Raw genomic sequence first — 14,093 nt, 5'->3', positions numbered from 1 at the left:
TTGGCCCGTGAGCGCAACCGGCGTTAGCTGAGGCAGCTCACAAAATCAGGCTTCAATCAGCACGAATTCAATCACATAGAGGGGCGGCAGTGCGGGGTAGATATCGCGGATCACATCTTTAAGCTCGGGGAGGGTCATGTTCTCCTGACGGGCGTGCTCGTCGCTCAGCGCCTCGAAGGCGACCGCCTTGACCGAGATGACCTCAATGGTGCCAAAAGGCTGGTGTTCCGGGTTGGTGAACAGGGCCAGGCGCTGGCCGGGCTGCCAGTTTGCCTCGCTCTCGTCGCGGATGGTGATGGTCTTTCGGCCAGCCTGGATGTCGGCGACAAAGCGGCTGAAGAAGGTGAATGCCGGGTAGGCCGGGGTGTGCTGGGTCATGTCGTCTCCGAAGGGCAAGGGGTGAGAGGGCGGCTCAGGCCGCGGCGGGCCCATTTTAGGAGGGGCGGGGGGAGCGTGCAGCACTTTTTACCCCGACATGTGAAGGGCGACCGACTGCGTTCACGGCTCGGTAAAATGGCCGCAACTGAACCTGAATGTGAGATGATGCGGCCTCCTCTTTCTTGATATGTAACAAATCAGGGGGACGGGCTCTGTGGTCTGATGGCGTCCGGGGCCGGCCGTGGTTGACGTTGAACAAAAGGAGCAAGTGTGAATTACGAGTTGATCTGGGTGCTCAGCATGCTGGTGGGTGCCATTCTCCTGTTTATTACCAACAAGGTGCGCATGGACGTGGTCGCCTTGTTGATCATCATCCTGTTCGTGTTGAGCGGCACCCTGACCCTGCCGCAGGCGCTGGCAGGATTCAGCGATCCCAACGTCATTCTGATTGCCGCCCTGTTCGTGGTGGGGGAGGGGCTGGTGCGTACCGGCATCGCCTATCAGGTGGGAGATGCCCTGGTGAAGGTGGCCGGCAGCAGCGAAACCCGCATGCTGGTGCTGCTGATGGTGGCGGTGGCGACCCTGGGGGCCGTGATGAGTTCGACTGGGGTGGTGGCCATCTTCATCCCCGTGGTGCTGAGCGTGGCGAACCGGATGGGGATCCCGGCGGGCAGACTGATGATGCCGCTCGGCTTTGCCGGCCTTATCAGCGGCATGATAACGCTGGTGGCAACCCCTCCCAACATGGTGGTGAACAGTGAACTGATGCGCCACGACATCCAGGGGTTCGGCTTCTTCGGCTTCACTCCCATGGGTGTCATCATTCTGGGGATGGGGATCCTCTACATGCTGCTGATGCGCAACCGTCTGGTGCGTGAAGGGGAAGAGGGCAAGGGCAAGCAGATGGGACGCAGCACCATGCGAGATCTCATCCGTGACTACCGGCTGGCCGGGCGAGCACGCCGACTGGCGATCCGGCCCGACTCCCCCCTGATCGGCCAGACCCTGGACGAGCTGCAATTGCGTGCCCGCTTCGGGGCCAACGTCATCGGGATGGAGCGCTGGCGCAAGTTCAGGCGGGTGATGGTCAGTGTCACCGGGGTGACCGAGTTCCAGGCCAAGGACGTGCTGCTCATCGACATGTCGGATCCCGAGGTGGATGTGCGGGAGTTTTGCAGCGAGGCGCGGCTCGAGCCCATGATATTGCGCGGGGAGTATTTCTCCGATCAGGCGCGGGAGGTGGGCATGGCGGAGGTCTCCCTCATCCCCGGCTCCCGGCTGCTCGGCAAGAGCATCCGCGAGGTGACCTTCCGTTCCCGTTACGGTCTGAGTGTGGTGGGGATCCGCCGGGATGGAGAGGCGCTGACCGGCAAGCTGGTGGACGAGGCGCTGCAGATGGGGGATACCCTGCTGGTGGTGGGGAACTGGAGCCTCATTCGTCAGTTGCAGACCCATCATCGCGATTTTCTGCTGCTGGGCCTGCCTGCGGAAGTGGACGAGATGGCGCCGGCCCGCAGCCAGGCCATCCACGCCCTGATTGCCCTCGGGGTCATGATAGTGCTGATGGTGACGGATCCCGTGCCCAACGTCATCGCGGCGCTCATCGCCTGCCTGCTGATGGGCAAGTTCCGCTGCATCGATCTGGAGAGTGCCTACAAGTCCATCCACTGGCCGACCTTGATCCTCATCGTGGGCATGTTGCCCTTTGCCCTTGCATTGCAGCAGACCGGCGGGGTGGATCTCATCGTCGGCGCGCTCATCTCGGCAGTGGGGGAGATGGGCCCCAGGGTGATGCTGGCCAGCCTCTTCGCGCTCTGTGCCGTCATCGGGCTCTTCATCTCCAACACGGCGACGGCGGTGCTGATGGCGCCCATCGCGCTGGGGACGGCCCATCAGATGGGGGTCTCGCCTTATCCCTTTGCCATGACCATCGCCATCGCCGCCTCGGCAGCCTTCATGACGCCGGTCTCGTCGCCGGTCAACACCCTGGTGCTGGGCCCGGGCAACTACAAGTTCATGGATTTCGTGCGCATCGGCGTGCCCTTCACCTTGCTGGTGATGGTGGTGAGCGTCATCGCCATCCCCTGGTTCTTCCCGTTCTGACGACAGCAAACGATATGGCGGCCTGCGGGCCGCCTTTTTATTGCCCGCAGCGCTCTGCGAGATGAAAAGGGCGGCATCACGCCGGAGCAGGACATAGCGCCGTCGCAGAGGAGAGCACAAGGCTCAGCCGTTGAGACATGAGGTGGCGTTGCAGGCGTGCGATGGCGTGGAGAGGGGAAGAAGAGCGGCAAACGCCGGATACAAAAAAACCAGCCTGAGCTGGTCTGTTTGGTACTGCTTTCGATGGTGCGGAAGGAGAGACTCGAACTCTCACGCCTAGGGCGCCAGAACCTAAATCTGGTGCGTCTACCAATTTCGCCACTTCCGCAAGAATAATGGTGGCTATGACGGGATTCGAACCTGTGACCCCCGCATTATGAGTGCGATGCTCTAACCAACTGAGCTACATAGCCGTCTTGTGCACGACTTGCGTCGAATACAAGCAAAAATGGCTGGGGCACTAGGATTCGAACCTAGGTATGGCGAGATCAAAACCCGCTGCCTTACCGCTTGGCGATGCCCCAACAGTGTTCTTTGCAATCGGATGATTGAAGGAACGTTTTTCAAACATGGTGGCTATGACGGGATTCGAACCTGTGACCCCCGCATTATGAGTGCGATGCTCTAACCAACTGAGCTACATAGCCGTTTGTTGTCAACCACAAACGTGGAAGAGAACAGAAAAATGGCTGGGGTACTAGGATTCGAACCTAGGGATGGCGAGATCAAAACCCGCTGCCTTACCGCTTGGCGATACCCCAACAGCGATGCCTGACAGAGACCATCAAACATCATTCAAAAAATGGCTGGGGTACTAGGATTCGAACCTAGGGATGGCGAGATCAAAACCCGCTGCCTTACCGCTTGGCGATACCCCAACAGTGATGCCTGACAGAGACCATCAAACATCATTCAAAAAATGGCTGGGGTACTAGGATTCGAACCTAGGGATGGCGAGATCAAAACCCGCTGCCTTACCGCTTGGCGATACCCCAACTAGAGATGGTGGCTATGACGGGATTCGAACCTGTGACCCCCGCATTATGAGTGCGATGCTCTAACCAACTGAGCTACATAGCCAACCGTGCTTCCAGTGAGTCGTTGCCTCGTCACTGTGCGGCCGGAATTATGCGTATCTGGCTCTGGGGCGTCAACCCTTTTTTTGTTTGAAAAAACGAATTTGGGTGCGTTTGGCGAGTTATTGGCCGCTGTCGTGCAAAAGCCCAACAATCTGGTTTTTTTTACGACATTCGCACCCAGATCGCGCCTCTGGCCAGATAAAAAAGAGGCCAGCAAATGCTGGCCTCTCATGGGGTTAGACGTTGAACAGGAAGTTCATGATATCGCCATCCTTGACGATGTAGTCTTTCCCTTCCGCGCGCATCTTGCCTGCTTCCTTGGCGCCTTGCTCACCCTTGTAGGTGATAAAGTCGTCGAAGGCGATGGTCTGGGCGCGAATAAAGCCTTTTTCGAAGTCGGTGTGGATCTTGCCAGCGGCCTGCGGGGCGGTGGCGCCTACCGGAATGGTCCAGGCGCGCACTTCTTTCACACCGGCGGTGAAGTAGGTCTGCAACTTGAGCAGCTCGTATCCGGAGCGGATCACCCGGTTCAGGCCCGGCTCCTCGATGCCCAGATCCGCCATGAACTCGGCGCGGTCTTCGTCGTCCAGCTCGGCGATGTCCGCCTCGATGGCGCAGCAGACGACCACGACAACGGCGTTTTCGGCGGCGGCTATCTCACGGACCTGATCCAGGTAGGGGTTGTTCTCGAAGCCATCTTCCGCCACGTTGGCGATGTACATGGTGGGTTTGAGGGTCAGGAAGTTGAGGTGGCTGACGGCGTCCAGCTCATCCTTGTCCAGCTTCATGCCGCGGATCATCTGGCCGTTTTCCAGGGCAACCTTGATCTTCTCCAGCACTTCCACTTCCAGCTTGGCATCCTTGTCGCCGCCCTTGGCACGCTTGGACTGGCGATTGATGGCGCGCTCGCAGGCATCCAGGTCGGAGAGGGCCAGCTCGGTGTTGATCACCTCGATGTCGTCGGCCGGGGAGACCTTGCCCGCCACGTGGACGATGTTCTCGTCCTCGAAGCAGCGCACCACGTGACCGATGGCTTCGGTTTCACGGATGTTGGCGAGGAACTGGTTGCCAAGGCCTTCGCCCTTGGAGGCACCGGCCACCAGGCCGGCGATGTCCACGAACTCCATGGTGGTCGGCACGACACGCTGCGGATTGATGATGGCCGCCAGCTGGTCGAGGCGGGGATCCGGCATGGGGACCACACCCGTGTTCGGCTCAATGGTGCAGAACGGGAAGTTGGCGGCTTCGATGCCGGCCTTGGTCAGCGCATTGAACAGGGTGGATTTGCCTACATTGGGCAGGCCCACGATACCGCATTTAAAACCCATGGATTGTTACCTTGTTGATGGATGCTTCAAGGGGCCGCGCGGGCGGCCCGTGTCGTGTTGCTTGACCCCGAGGCGAGGGATCTCGCCAGGGGCCGGTCATCTTGAACTGCCTGGCGATGCAGGCTGAAGGCCTAGACTTTCTCGGCCTTGAAACTGTGCAGGCGATTCATGGCCTTGGTCATGTCCTGCTTGAACAGGATGTCGGTGGCGCGCAGGGACTCGTCCAGTGCGGCGTCGATCAGGCTCTGTTCGCTGCTGGGGGCCTTGGTCAGCACGAAACCGGCGACCAGCTCCTTGGCGCCCGGGTGACCTATCCCCAGTCGCAGCCGGAAGAAATTATTGTTGTTGCCCATTCTGGCAATGATGTCCTTGAGGCCGTTATGGCCGCCGTGGCCGCCGCCCTGCTTGAATTTGGCGATGCCGGGGGGCAGGTCCAGCTCATCGTGGGCCACCAGCATGGCTTCCGGCTCGATCTGGTAGAAGCGGGCGAGCGCGGCCACCGCCTTGCCGGAGAGGTTCATGTAGGTGTTCGGGATGAGCAGGCGCACATCCTGGCCATCCACCTGGATGCGGGCGGTGTGGCCGAAGAACTTGGGCTCTTCGCGCAGGCTGACGTTGTGCCAGCGTGCCAGTTGCTCCACATACCAGGCGCCCGCATTGTGGCGGGTCTTGGCATATTCGGGGCCGGGATTACCCAGCCCGACAATCAGTTTGATTTGACTTGTCACGCTTGATGTCTTCACTCGCTACTTGCCATGGGCGGATGACCCGGGGCAATGGGACGCAATATTCTAGCCGCCGAGTGGCGATCACTCAACCAAAGTGCGGCAAGGTCGGGGAAAAGCCGGACAGAAGGGCTCGGGTGGGGTGGCTCGTCCGAGGTTTTCGTCTCTTGCCGAGTGGAGGCTGGCGGTTGGCGCCAGGCACCCAAAAAACAAAAACCGCCATTCGGCGGTTTTTGTCACGACAGGGTCTATCAATGCTCGAACATGGCAGAGATGGACTCTTCGTTGCTGATGCGGCGAATCGCTTCGGCCAGCACGGAGGAGAGGGTCAGCTGCTTGACCTTGCCGACTGCCTTCATCTCCGGGGTGAGCGGGATGGAGTCGGTGATGATCAGCTCGTCGATGACCGAATTCTTGATGTTTTCAACGGCGGTGCCGGAGAAGACAGGGTGGGTCGCATAGGCGAACACGCGCTTGGCACCACGCTCTTTCAGCGCTTCGGCCGCTTTGCACAGGGTGCCGCCGGTGTCGATCATGTCGTCGACGATGACGCAGTCACGACCGGCTACGTCGCCGATCAGGTGCATGACTTGGGAGACGTTCGGACGGGGACGACGCTTGTCGATGATGGCGATGTCGGTGTCGTCCAGCAGCTTGGCGATGGCACGGGCACGGACTACGCCGCCGATGTCCGGTGACACGACCACGGGGGATTCGAGGTTCTTGGCCTTCATGTCTTCCAGCAGCACCGGGCTGCCGAACACGTTGTCGACGGGGACGTCGAAGAAGCCCTGGATCTGCTCGGCATGCAGGTCAACGGTCAGCACACGGTCCACACCCACGCTGGAGAGGAAGTCGGCGACGACCTTGGCGGTGATGGGCACACGTGCGGAGCGGACGCGGCGGTCCTGACGGGCATAACCAAAGTAGGGGATAACGGCAGTGATACGGCCAGCTGAAGCACGACGCAGTGCATCCACCATGACGATCAATTCCATCAAATTGTCGTTGGTCGGGGCACAGGTGGATTGAATGATGAAGATATCGCCACCGCGTACATTCTCGTTGATCTGTACGCTGATCTCGCCGTCGCTAAAGCGACCTACGGCAGCATTGCCGAGTTTGATAAACAGGCGATCTGCGATCTTCTGGGCTAGTTCCGGCGTTGCGTTACCAGCAAACAGCTTCATGTCAGGCACGGTTTGAAACCTCGGGGTTGCATCCAGTATGTGGGGAGTCTGATTTTAGACCCGTATCGTTTGGGGGCAAACGATTTAGCAAGATGACGGACAAGGTCTCTGGGCGATGTCGAGGATGGCATCTCATCACCCGCAGGGTGGGTGGACGGGAATCCACCTTGAGCGCCATCGCGTCAGATTGGCCCAAGACACATCGACGAGGTCAACACCTCCCGATGCGGCTCAACAAGGAGAGAGTTGGCTGGGGTACTAGGATTCGAACCTAGGAATGGCGAGATCAAAACCCGCTGCCTTACCGCTTGGCGATACCCCAATCACTCACTTGTTGCAAAGTGACGAAGAGTGGTGATATGTTCTCGCCCTTGGCGACAAACCCATCCCAGCCTTCCGGCACTCTTGCCAACACCTTCCGAGCAGCCATTTCGTCTTCAAATCGAGCAAAGACGCAGGCGCCAGTGCCCGTCATTCTTGACGGCGCGTATTCTAGCAACCAGCCGAGCGCATTGGCAACCTCGGGGTGGCGCTTTTTCACCAGCAGCTCGCAATCGTTTTTCCACTCTCCTGCCAGCAGATTGTCCAGGGTCATCTTGGGGGTGTTGCGGGGCAGGTCGGGATCCTGGAACACGGCGGCGGTGGCCACATGGCAATCCGGCTTGAGTACCAGGTACCAGGCATCCGGCACCTCGATCTGTTGCAACCGCTCCCCCACGCCTTCGGCGAAGGCGGCCTTGCCCCGCACGAACACCGGCACGTCGGCGCCCAGCTGCACGCCGAGCTCGGCCAGCTCGTCTTCACTCAAGCCGGCTTGCCAGAGGTGGTTCAAGGCCACGAGGGTGGTGGCCGCGTCCGACGAGCCGCCCCCGATGCCACCGCCCATGGGCAGTACCTTCTCCAGCCGGATATGGGCTCCCTGCGGACTGGCCAACCGGCTCTGCAACAGTCGCGCAGCCCGGATGATGAGGTTCTGTTCATCGGGCACGCCGGGAATGGCCGGGCTCAAGGTGAGCTGGTCGCTGCCGGGGATAGGCTCGAATTCGAGCCAGTCGCCGTGGTTGAGGAAGATGAAGAGGGTCTGCAGTTCGTGGTAGCCATCGGGGCGGCGGCCATTGACGTGCAGGAAGAGGTTGAGCTTGGCCGGGGCGGGCCAGCGGATCGGCGCCTGGTCGTGCATCATGGTGCCAGGGTCCACTCGTTGATCTGCAGCTTGAGACGGCTCTCCTGCCCGGTCATGGTGAGCAGGTGGGGCAGGCGATAGCCGTCCTGATCCCGATAGTCCCCGTAGACGATCTGCCACTGGCCGTCGCGCACGCTGGCGAGGCTGGCATCGGGGTTGAGCTCGAATTCGGCCTGCCCCGGCAATCCCTTGATCCACTCAGGCAGCCCGGCCACCGGAATGTGCCAGCCGGTGAGCTGATAGACCAGGAGCTCGGCATCCTGGCTCTGGTGCTGTTTTCCGTCGTTGTCGAGCAGAGTCACCTCGCCGCCGGTGCGGGAGAGTTCCAGAATATGGGTGCCGATGAGGCTGGTGAGGTTGAGGCGATAGTCGTCGCCGTTCTGCTGCCAGTTGAGGCGGGCGCTGCCCTTCTGGCGGGCGGTGATGATGGCCATCTTGCCCGACAACTGCCAGTGTGTGAGGCGTTCGAGGCGGGCGCGCTCCTGCTGCCAGTTGACCTGATCCCGCTGGGGTTGGGTGGTGGTACAGCCCGCCAGCACCAGCAGGCAGGCGAGGGAGAAGATACGCAACAACAAGGTGGAGCTCCGCAGATGAGGTTTGCGACAGTATAAGGGGCGGCCGTATTGCTTTTAAAGACTTACCCTTTCTCGTACAATTGTCGGCCTCTACACCCTGTGCATGAAACGATCATCACCCACCCATGAGTCTGCTTGCCCTCGGAATCAACCACAACACCGCCAGTGTCGCCTTGCGGGAGCGGGTCGCCTTTGGCCCGGACCGCATCGATCGCGCCCTGCGTGAGCTGGTGGAGCAGCCTGGCGTCAGCGAGGCGGTGATCGTCTCCACCTGCAACCGCACCGAGCTCTATTGCAGCCTGGAGCAGGGGCAGGGGGAGCAGGTGCTGAACTGGTTGCAGCGGTTCCACGCGCTGGAGGCGAGCGAGGTGCTCTCCGCCATCTACCGGCACCAGGACGAGGAAGCGGTGCGACACCTGATGCGGGTGGCCTGCGGCCTCGACTCCCTGGTGCTCGGGGAGCCGCAGATCCTGGGGCAGATCAAGCAATCCTACGCCCACGCCCAGCAGGCGGATGCGGTGAAAGGATCCCTGGAGCGCCTGTTCCAGAAATCCTTCTCGGTGGCCAAACGGGTGCGCACTGACACCGAGATCGGCGCCAGCGCGGTGTCGGTGGCCTTCGCCGCCGTGAGCCTGGCCCGCCGTATCTTCTCCGACCTCTCCCAGACCAAGGTGCTGCTGGTGGGCGCCGGCGAAACCATCGAACTGGTGGCCCGCCACCTGCGCGAGCAGAGCGTGACCCGGATGATGGTGGCGAACCGGACCCTGCAACGGGCCCAGTTGCTGGCAGAGGAGTTCGGTGCCCAGGTTATGACCCTGGAGGAGATCCCGGACTACCTGCACGAGGCGGACATCGTCATCAGCTCCACGGCAAGCCCCCTGCCCATCATCGGCAAGGGCATGGTGGAGCGGGCGCTCAAGGCGCGTCGCTTCAAGCCCATGTTCCTGGTGGATATCGCCGTGCCCCGCGACATCGAAGCCGAGGTGGACGAGCTCTCCGATGCCTATCTCTACACGGTGGACGATCTGCAGGGCATCATCGAGCAGAACCTGGAGACCCGCAAGCGGGCGGCCGCCGAGGCGGAACTCATCGTGCAGGAAGAGCGCGACGAGTTCATGGGTTGGTATCGCAGCCAGCACTCGGTGGATCTCATTCGCGATTATCGCCATCAGTCACAGCAGGTCGCGGACGAAGAGTTGCAGCGGGCCCTGCTGGCCCTGCAACAGGGTGAAAATGCCGAGCAGGCGCTCAAGGCCATGGCCCATCGCCTCACCAACAAGCTGATCCACGCACCGACCCAGGCCCTGCGCCAGGCCGCCGCCCAGGGGGACAGCCACAAGCTGGCCCAACTGCGTCAGGTGCTGGGATTGTCACAAGAATCATAGTGTTGGGACGGCCCTTTGCCGTCCCGTCCTCCATCGAGAATCCAAGAGTCATGAACCCCTCATTGATCAGAAAGCTGGAAGGCCTCATCGAGCGCCATGAAGAAGTACAGGCCCTGCTCGGGGAGCCCGGGGTCGCCTCGGATCAGGACAGATACCGCGCCCTGACCCGGGAATACGCCCAGCTGGAAGATATCGTTCACGCCTTCCAGCGTTTCCGCCAGGCCGAAGAGAACCTCGAGACCACCCGGCTGATGCTGGAGGAAGAGGATGCCGAGCTGCGGGAGATGGCGCAAGAGGAACTGCCGCTCGCCAAGGCGACCTTCGAGGAGCAGGAGCAGGCGCTTCAGGTGATGCTGTTGCCGCGCGACCCCAAGGATGACAACAACTGCTATCTGGAGATCCGCGCCGGTGCCGGTGGCGACGAGGCGGCCATTTTCGCGGGGGATCTGTTCCGCATGTACTCCCGCTACGCCGAGCGTCAGGGGTGGCGTGTCTCCATCGTCAGCTGCAATGACGGCGAACACGGCGGCTACAAGGAGGTGATCGCCAAGGTGGACGGTGAGCACGTCTACGGCCGCCTCAAGTTCGAGTCCGGCGGCCACCGGGTGCAGCGAGTCCCCGAGACCGAATCCCAGGGCCGGGTGCACACCTCCGCCTGTACCGTGGCCGTGCTGCCGGAAGTGCCGGAAGCCGAGCAGGTGGAGATCAACCCCTCCGAGCTGAAGATCGACACCTTCCGCGCCTCCGGTGCCGGCGGCCAGCACGTCAACAAGACCGACTCCGCCATCCGCATCACCCACCTGCCCACCGGGCTGGTGGTGGAGTGCCAGGACGAGCGCTCCCAGCACAAGAACCGCGCCAAGGCGATGTCGGTGCTCTCCGCTCGCCTGCAGGCGGCCGAGGACGAACGCCACCGCGCCGCCGAGCAGAGTACCCGCCGCAACCTGGTGGGCTCCGGGGATCGCTCCGAGCGCATCCGCACCTACAACTATCCCCAGGGGCGTCTCTCCGAGCACCGGATCAACCTCACCCTCTATCGTCTGGGCGAAATCCTGGAAGGGGATCTGGACTGCGTGATCACCCCCCTGGTGCAGGAGTATCAGGCGGATCAGCTCGCCTCCCTGGCCGAGAGCAACTGATGCAGATCCAGCAGGCCCGCGCCCATATCATGGCGACCCTGGCCTCCGGGGAATCCCCCCGTGCCGACGCCGATGCCCTGCTCTGTCATCTGCTGGATTGTCGGCGCAGCTATCTGATGACCTGGCCGGAGCACGAGCTCGATGCCGCCCAGCAGGCGACCCTGGCGGGCTGGCTTGCCCGTCGCCTCAATGGTGAGCCCATTGCCCACCTCATCGGCGAGCGGGAGTTCTGGTCGCTGCCGCTGAAAGTGAGCCCGGCCACCCTGATCCCGCGCCCCGATACCGAGGTGCTGGTTGAACAGGCGCTGGCCCGCCTGCCGGGCGGCCCCTGCGCCCTGCTGGATCTGGGCACGGGCACCGGTGCCATCGCCCTTGCGCTCAAGTCTGAGCGACCGGATGCCGATGTATGGGCGGTGGACAGGATGCCGGCCGCGGCCGCGTTGGCCCGCACCAACAGCGCCGCCCTGGGGTTGCCCATCGAGGTGCGCGACGGCAGCTGGTTTGCGCCGCTCTCGGATGCACCGCGTTTTGCGATGATCGTCTCCAACCCGCCTTACATCGACGGGGCGGACCCCCATCTTCACGAGGGGGACGTGCGCTTCGAGCCGCGCTCCGCCCTGGTGGCGGAGGAGCAGGGGCTGGCGGATATCCGCCTCATCGTCACCCAGGCGCCCGCCCATCTGGTGCCAGGTGGCTGGCTGTTGCTGGAACACGGCTGGGATCAGGGGGAGGCGGTGCGTCAACTCCTGCTGCAACAAGGCTACGTCCAGGTGGAAACCGTGCGCGATTACGGCGATAACGAGCGGGTGACCCTGGGGCGCCTGGCTCAGTGATATGACGGGCGGGCCCGGTCTGCCCCTGTTCAAGGAAATCTTATGTATGTTGTCCTCAAGCATCTGCACCTCACCCTGATTGCCGGGGCCGTGCTGATGTTTATCCTGCGCTTTTACTGGTTGCAGACCGGCTCCGCGCTGGCAGGGGGCGCCCGCACCCTCAAGATCAGCGGCTGGCTCAACGGCCTGGTGGTGCTCTCCGGTGCGCTGCTCTGCATGGTGCTGGGTCTCAACCCCCTCAACAACGCCATCCCCTGGCTGGCCGAGAAGCTGACGTCCATCCTGGTGGTGGCGTTTCTGGCCATGATGGCGCTGCGCCTGGCCCGCAGCAACGGCATCCGCTGGTTTGCGTTCCTGGGCGCACTGGGGTGGATCTTCTTTATCGCCAAGCTTGCGGTGCAAAAGCAGGCCAGCCTGTTCGGCTAGGAAGGATGACGATGATACGTGTGGATGAGTGGACCGACTTCGAGGCTCACGATCTGGCCGAGCTGGCGCTGTCGGTGAGCGACGAGATCCGGGGCCATGGCGGCACGGGAGAGGCCGAGCTTGCCCGCCTCGATGCCTGGCTGGACGAAACGATTGCCGAGGGAGACTGCGACGAGGTGCGCCGTCAGCTGTTGCAGGGTTTCTACCAGACCCTGGGCTTTCGTGGCGACTGGCAGGATTACTTCTCGTCCGCCAACTGCGATCTGGACCAGGTGCTGGCAAGGCGCAAGGGGATCCCGGTCAGTCTCGGCATCCTCCTCATCCAGCTGGGTCGCAAGATAGGGCTGGATGTGGAGGGGATCTGCTTCCCCGGCCATTTCCTCCTGAGTTTTGCCGGTCTGGACGGGGAGGTCTATGTGGACCCCTTCAACGGTGATGAACTGAGCCGGCACCGCATCGAACTGCTGCTGCGCGGTGCCCTCGGCAACCTGGCGAGTCTGAGCGATGATCATCTGCAGCCATCGGGGCAGTGGGAGATCATCGAGCGCTTGCTCAATGTCAGCAAGGGCGCCCTGCTGCGCGAGGAGCGCATGACGGAGGCGCTGCGCTGCAGCGAGCTGCTGCTGCGCATGAAGCCCGGCGATCCGCTGGAGACGCGGGATCGGGGCTTCATCTATGAGCAACTCGATTGCCCGCGCTTTGCCGCCGACGATTTCGAATACTTTATTGAACAATGCCCTGATGATCCCGTGGCCGATGTGCTGAAAACCCAGCTGGCCACCCTGGACCTCAGTCCCAAGCCCCTCCATTAAGGATCCCTGAGATGGAACAGAAGAATATCAAGGTCAACCAGATCGACGTCGCCAACGACAAACCTTTCGTGCTGTTCGGCGGCATGAACGTGCTGGAATCCCGCGACATGGCGATGGCGGTGTGCGAGAAGTACGTGGAAGTGACCAGCAAGCTCGGCATCCCGTTCGTGTTCAAGGCGAGCTGGGACAAGGCCAACCGCTCCTCCATCCACTCCTATCGCGGCCCGGGTCTGGAAGAGGGGATGAAGATCTTCCAGGAGCTGAAAGCGACCTTCGGCATGCCGGTGATCTCCGATCTGCATGAGCCCCATCAGGCCAAACCGGTCGCCGAGGTGGTCGACGTCATCCAGCTGCCCGCCTTCCTGGCGCGCCAGACCGATCTGGTGGAGGCCATGGCCCGCACCGGCAACGTCATCAACATCAAGAAGCCGCAATTCCTGAGCCCAAGCCAGATGAAGAACATCACCGACAAGTTCGAGGAGTGTGGCAACGATCGCCTGATCCTCTGCGAGCGCGGTGCCAACTTCGGCTATGACAACCTGGTGGTGGACATGCTGGGTCTGGGCGTCATGAAGAAGAGCACCGGCGGCTATCCGGTCATCTTTGACGTCACCCACTCCCTGCAGTGCCGTGATCCCCTGGGAGCGGCCTCCGGCGGTCGCCGCGAGCAGGTGACCGAGCTGGCCCGTGCCGGCATGGCGGTGGGCCTCGCCGGTCTCTTTATCGAATCCCACCCGGATCCGAAAATTGCCCGCTGCGACGGCCCGAGCGCTCTGCCGCTGGAGAAGCTGGAAGGCTTCCTCAAGCAGATGAAGGCCATCGACGATCTCGTCAAGGGCTTCGAGCCCCTCGATACTTCGGTCTGATCCAGGCTTAGGTTGAAAAATGCCCCGCTCTGCGGGGCATTTTTATTTCTTCCGTCTTCACATGGCGCCGC

At 61.9% G+C, this 14,093-nt stretch carries 13 protein-coding genes and 9 tRNA genes; 7 read left to right on the top strand and 15 right to left on the bottom strand.

Annotation, left to right across the window (positions count from 1 at the left end; all coding sequences use genetic code 11):
* Positions 1-45: 45 nt before the first annotated feature.
* Positions 46-378, bottom strand: coding sequence for a N(4)-acetylcytidine aminohydrolase (gene yqfB, locus ACNPAA_RS03415; RefSeq protein WP_041215617.1), 333 nt, complete (start codon positions 376-378; stop codon positions 46-48).
* Positions 379-648: 270 nt separating this feature from the next.
* Between yqfB and ACNPAA_RS03410 the strand changes: the two genes are divergently transcribed.
* Positions 649-2,481 carry an SLC13 family permease gene (locus ACNPAA_RS03410; protein WP_323938500.1) on the top strand — a complete coding sequence of 611 codons (1,833 nt, stop codon included), beginning with the start codon at positions 649-651 and terminating at the stop codon, positions 2,479-2,481.
* A 244-nt stretch (positions 2,482-2,725) separates the two neighbouring features.
* Here the strand turns inward: ACNPAA_RS03410 and ACNPAA_RS03405 are convergent.
* From ACNPAA_RS03405 to lolB, 14 genes are all read right to left on the bottom strand, one after another.
* Positions 2,726-2,809: transfer RNA gene (locus ACNPAA_RS03405), tRNA-Leu, on the bottom strand.
* Between the two features lie 8 nt (positions 2,810-2,817).
* Positions 2,818-2,894, bottom strand: a tRNA-Met gene (locus tag ACNPAA_RS03400).
* 36 nt (positions 2,895-2,930) lie between these two features.
* Positions 2,931-3,005, bottom strand: a tRNA-Gln gene (locus tag ACNPAA_RS03395).
* A gap of 46 nt (positions 3,006-3,051) precedes the next feature.
* Positions 3,052-3,128, bottom strand: a tRNA-Met gene (locus ACNPAA_RS03390).
* A 39-nt stretch (positions 3,129-3,167) separates the two neighbouring features.
* Positions 3,168-3,242: transfer RNA gene (locus tag ACNPAA_RS03385), tRNA-Gln, on the bottom strand.
* A gap of 42 nt (positions 3,243-3,284) precedes the next feature.
* Positions 3,285-3,359, bottom strand: a tRNA-Gln gene (locus tag ACNPAA_RS03380).
* Positions 3,360-3,401: 42 nt separating this feature from the next.
* Positions 3,402-3,476: transfer RNA gene (locus ACNPAA_RS03375), tRNA-Gln, on the bottom strand.
* Between the two features lie 8 nt (positions 3,477-3,484).
* Positions 3,485-3,561, bottom strand: a tRNA-Met gene (locus ACNPAA_RS03370).
* 235 nt (positions 3,562-3,796) lie between these two features.
* Complete coding sequence (gene ychF / locus ACNPAA_RS03365; RefSeq protein ID WP_010673843.1) at positions 3,797-4,888, bottom strand: redox-regulated ATPase YchF; 1,092 nt, start codon at positions 4,886-4,888, stop codon at positions 3,797-3,799.
* 131 nt (positions 4,889-5,019) lie between these two features.
* Entirely contained in the window at positions 5,020-5,616 is a 597-nt protein-coding gene (gene pth / locus ACNPAA_RS03360) for an aminoacyl-tRNA hydrolase (RefSeq protein ID WP_005298460.1), read from the bottom strand.
* 248 nt (positions 5,617-5,864) lie between these two features.
* A complete protein-coding gene (locus ACNPAA_RS03355) occupies positions 5,865-6,812 on the bottom strand; it encodes a ribose-phosphate pyrophosphokinase (RefSeq protein ID WP_010673845.1) in 948 nt (315 codons plus the stop codon).
* Between the two features lie 238 nt (positions 6,813-7,050).
* Positions 7,051-7,125: transfer RNA gene (locus ACNPAA_RS03350), tRNA-Gln, on the bottom strand.
* Positions 7,105-7,983, bottom strand: coding sequence for a 4-(cytidine 5'-diphospho)-2-C-methyl-D-erythritol kinase (gene ispE / locus ACNPAA_RS03345; RefSeq protein WP_103244666.1), 879 nt, complete (start codon positions 7,981-7,983; stop codon positions 7,105-7,107). Before ispE ends, ACNPAA_RS03350 begins: the two co-directional genes overlap by 21 nt.
* The gene (gene lolB / locus ACNPAA_RS03340) at positions 7,983-8,561 is read right to left on the bottom strand and encodes a lipoprotein insertase outer membrane protein LolB (RefSeq protein WP_039039599.1); all 579 of its coding nucleotides are present in this window, start codon (positions 8,559-8,561) and stop codon (positions 7,983-7,985) included. The genes ispE and lolB overlap by 1 nt, the downstream gene beginning before the upstream one ends.
* Before the next feature lie 125 nt (positions 8,562-8,686).
* Between lolB and hemA the strand changes: the two genes are divergently transcribed.
* The 6 genes from hemA to kdsA are packed head-to-tail and all read left to right on the top strand — an operon-like array spanning position 8,687 to position 14,022.
* On the top strand, positions 8,687-9,946 hold the full coding sequence (gene hemA / locus ACNPAA_RS03335; protein WP_041212583.1) for a glutamyl-tRNA reductase: 1,260 nt from the start codon (positions 8,687-8,689) through the stop codon (positions 9,944-9,946).
* Positions 9,947-9,996: 50 nt separating this feature from the next.
* The gene (prfA, locus tag ACNPAA_RS03330) at positions 9,997-11,085 is read left to right on the top strand and encodes a peptide chain release factor 1 (RefSeq protein ID WP_045525559.1); all 1,089 of its coding nucleotides are present in this window, start codon (positions 9,997-9,999) and stop codon (positions 11,083-11,085) included.
* A complete protein-coding gene (prmC, locus tag ACNPAA_RS03325; RefSeq protein ID WP_128271857.1) occupies positions 11,085-11,918 on the top strand; it encodes a peptide chain release factor N(5)-glutamine methyltransferase in 834 nt (277 codons plus the stop codon). Before prfA ends, prmC begins: the two co-directional genes overlap by 1 nt.
* A gap of 42 nt (positions 11,919-11,960) precedes the next feature.
* Positions 11,961-12,344, top strand: coding sequence for a SirB2 family protein (locus ACNPAA_RS03320; protein WP_042880800.1), 384 nt, complete (start codon positions 11,961-11,963; stop codon positions 12,342-12,344).
* Between the two features lie 11 nt (positions 12,345-12,355).
* On the top strand, positions 12,356-13,156 hold the full coding sequence (locus ACNPAA_RS03315; RefSeq protein WP_041212584.1) for a SirB1 family protein: 801 nt from the start codon (positions 12,356-12,358) through the stop codon (positions 13,154-13,156).
* Positions 13,157-13,167: 11 nt separating this feature from the next.
* Positions 13,168-14,022 (top strand): 3-deoxy-8-phosphooctulonate synthase, encoded by an 855-nt coding sequence (kdsA, locus tag ACNPAA_RS03310; RefSeq protein WP_368203854.1) that lies wholly within the window; start codon positions 13,168-13,170, stop codon positions 14,020-14,022.
* Positions 14,023-14,093 lie beyond the last annotated feature (71 nt).

The organism is Aeromonas sp. PS2Canimalfood6, assembly GCF_048276795.1.
In the GTDB taxonomy this organism is placed as follows: Bacteria; Pseudomonadota; Gammaproteobacteria; order Enterobacterales; family Aeromonadaceae; genus Aeromonas; species Aeromonas caviae.
Note: the sequence above shows the minus strand (reverse complement) of the source record. Positions and strands in the feature narration are given on the sequence as shown.

Coding starts and splice junctions, on each gene's coding strand:
- yqfB (WP_041215617.1), bottom strand. CDS start 378: ATGACCCAGCACACCCCGGCCTACCCGGCATTCACCTTCTTCAGCCGC.
- ychF (WP_010673843.1), bottom strand. CDS start 4,888: ATGGGTTTTAAATGCGGTATCGTGGGCCTGCCCAATGTAGGCAAATCC.
- ispE (WP_103244666.1), bottom strand. CDS start 7,983: ATGCACGACCAGGCGCCGATCCGCTGGCCCGCCCCGGCCAAGCTCAAC.
- hemA (WP_041212583.1), top strand. CDS start 8,687: ATGAGTCTGCTTGCCCTCGGAATCAACCACAACACCGCCAGTGTCGCC.
- prfA (WP_045525559.1), top strand. CDS start 9,997: ATGAACCCCTCATTGATCAGAAAGCTGGAAGGCCTCATCGAGCGCCAT.
- prmC (WP_128271857.1), top strand. CDS start 11,085: ATGCAGATCCAGCAGGCCCGCGCCCATATCATGGCGACCCTGGCCTCC.
- ACNPAA_RS03320 (WP_042880800.1), top strand. CDS start 11,961: ATGTATGTTGTCCTCAAGCATCTGCACCTCACCCTGATTGCCGGGGCC.
- ACNPAA_RS03315 (WP_041212584.1), top strand. CDS start 12,356: ATGATACGTGTGGATGAGTGGACCGACTTCGAGGCTCACGATCTGGCC.
- kdsA (WP_368203854.1), top strand. CDS start 13,168: ATGGAACAGAAGAATATCAAGGTCAACCAGATCGACGTCGCCAACGAC.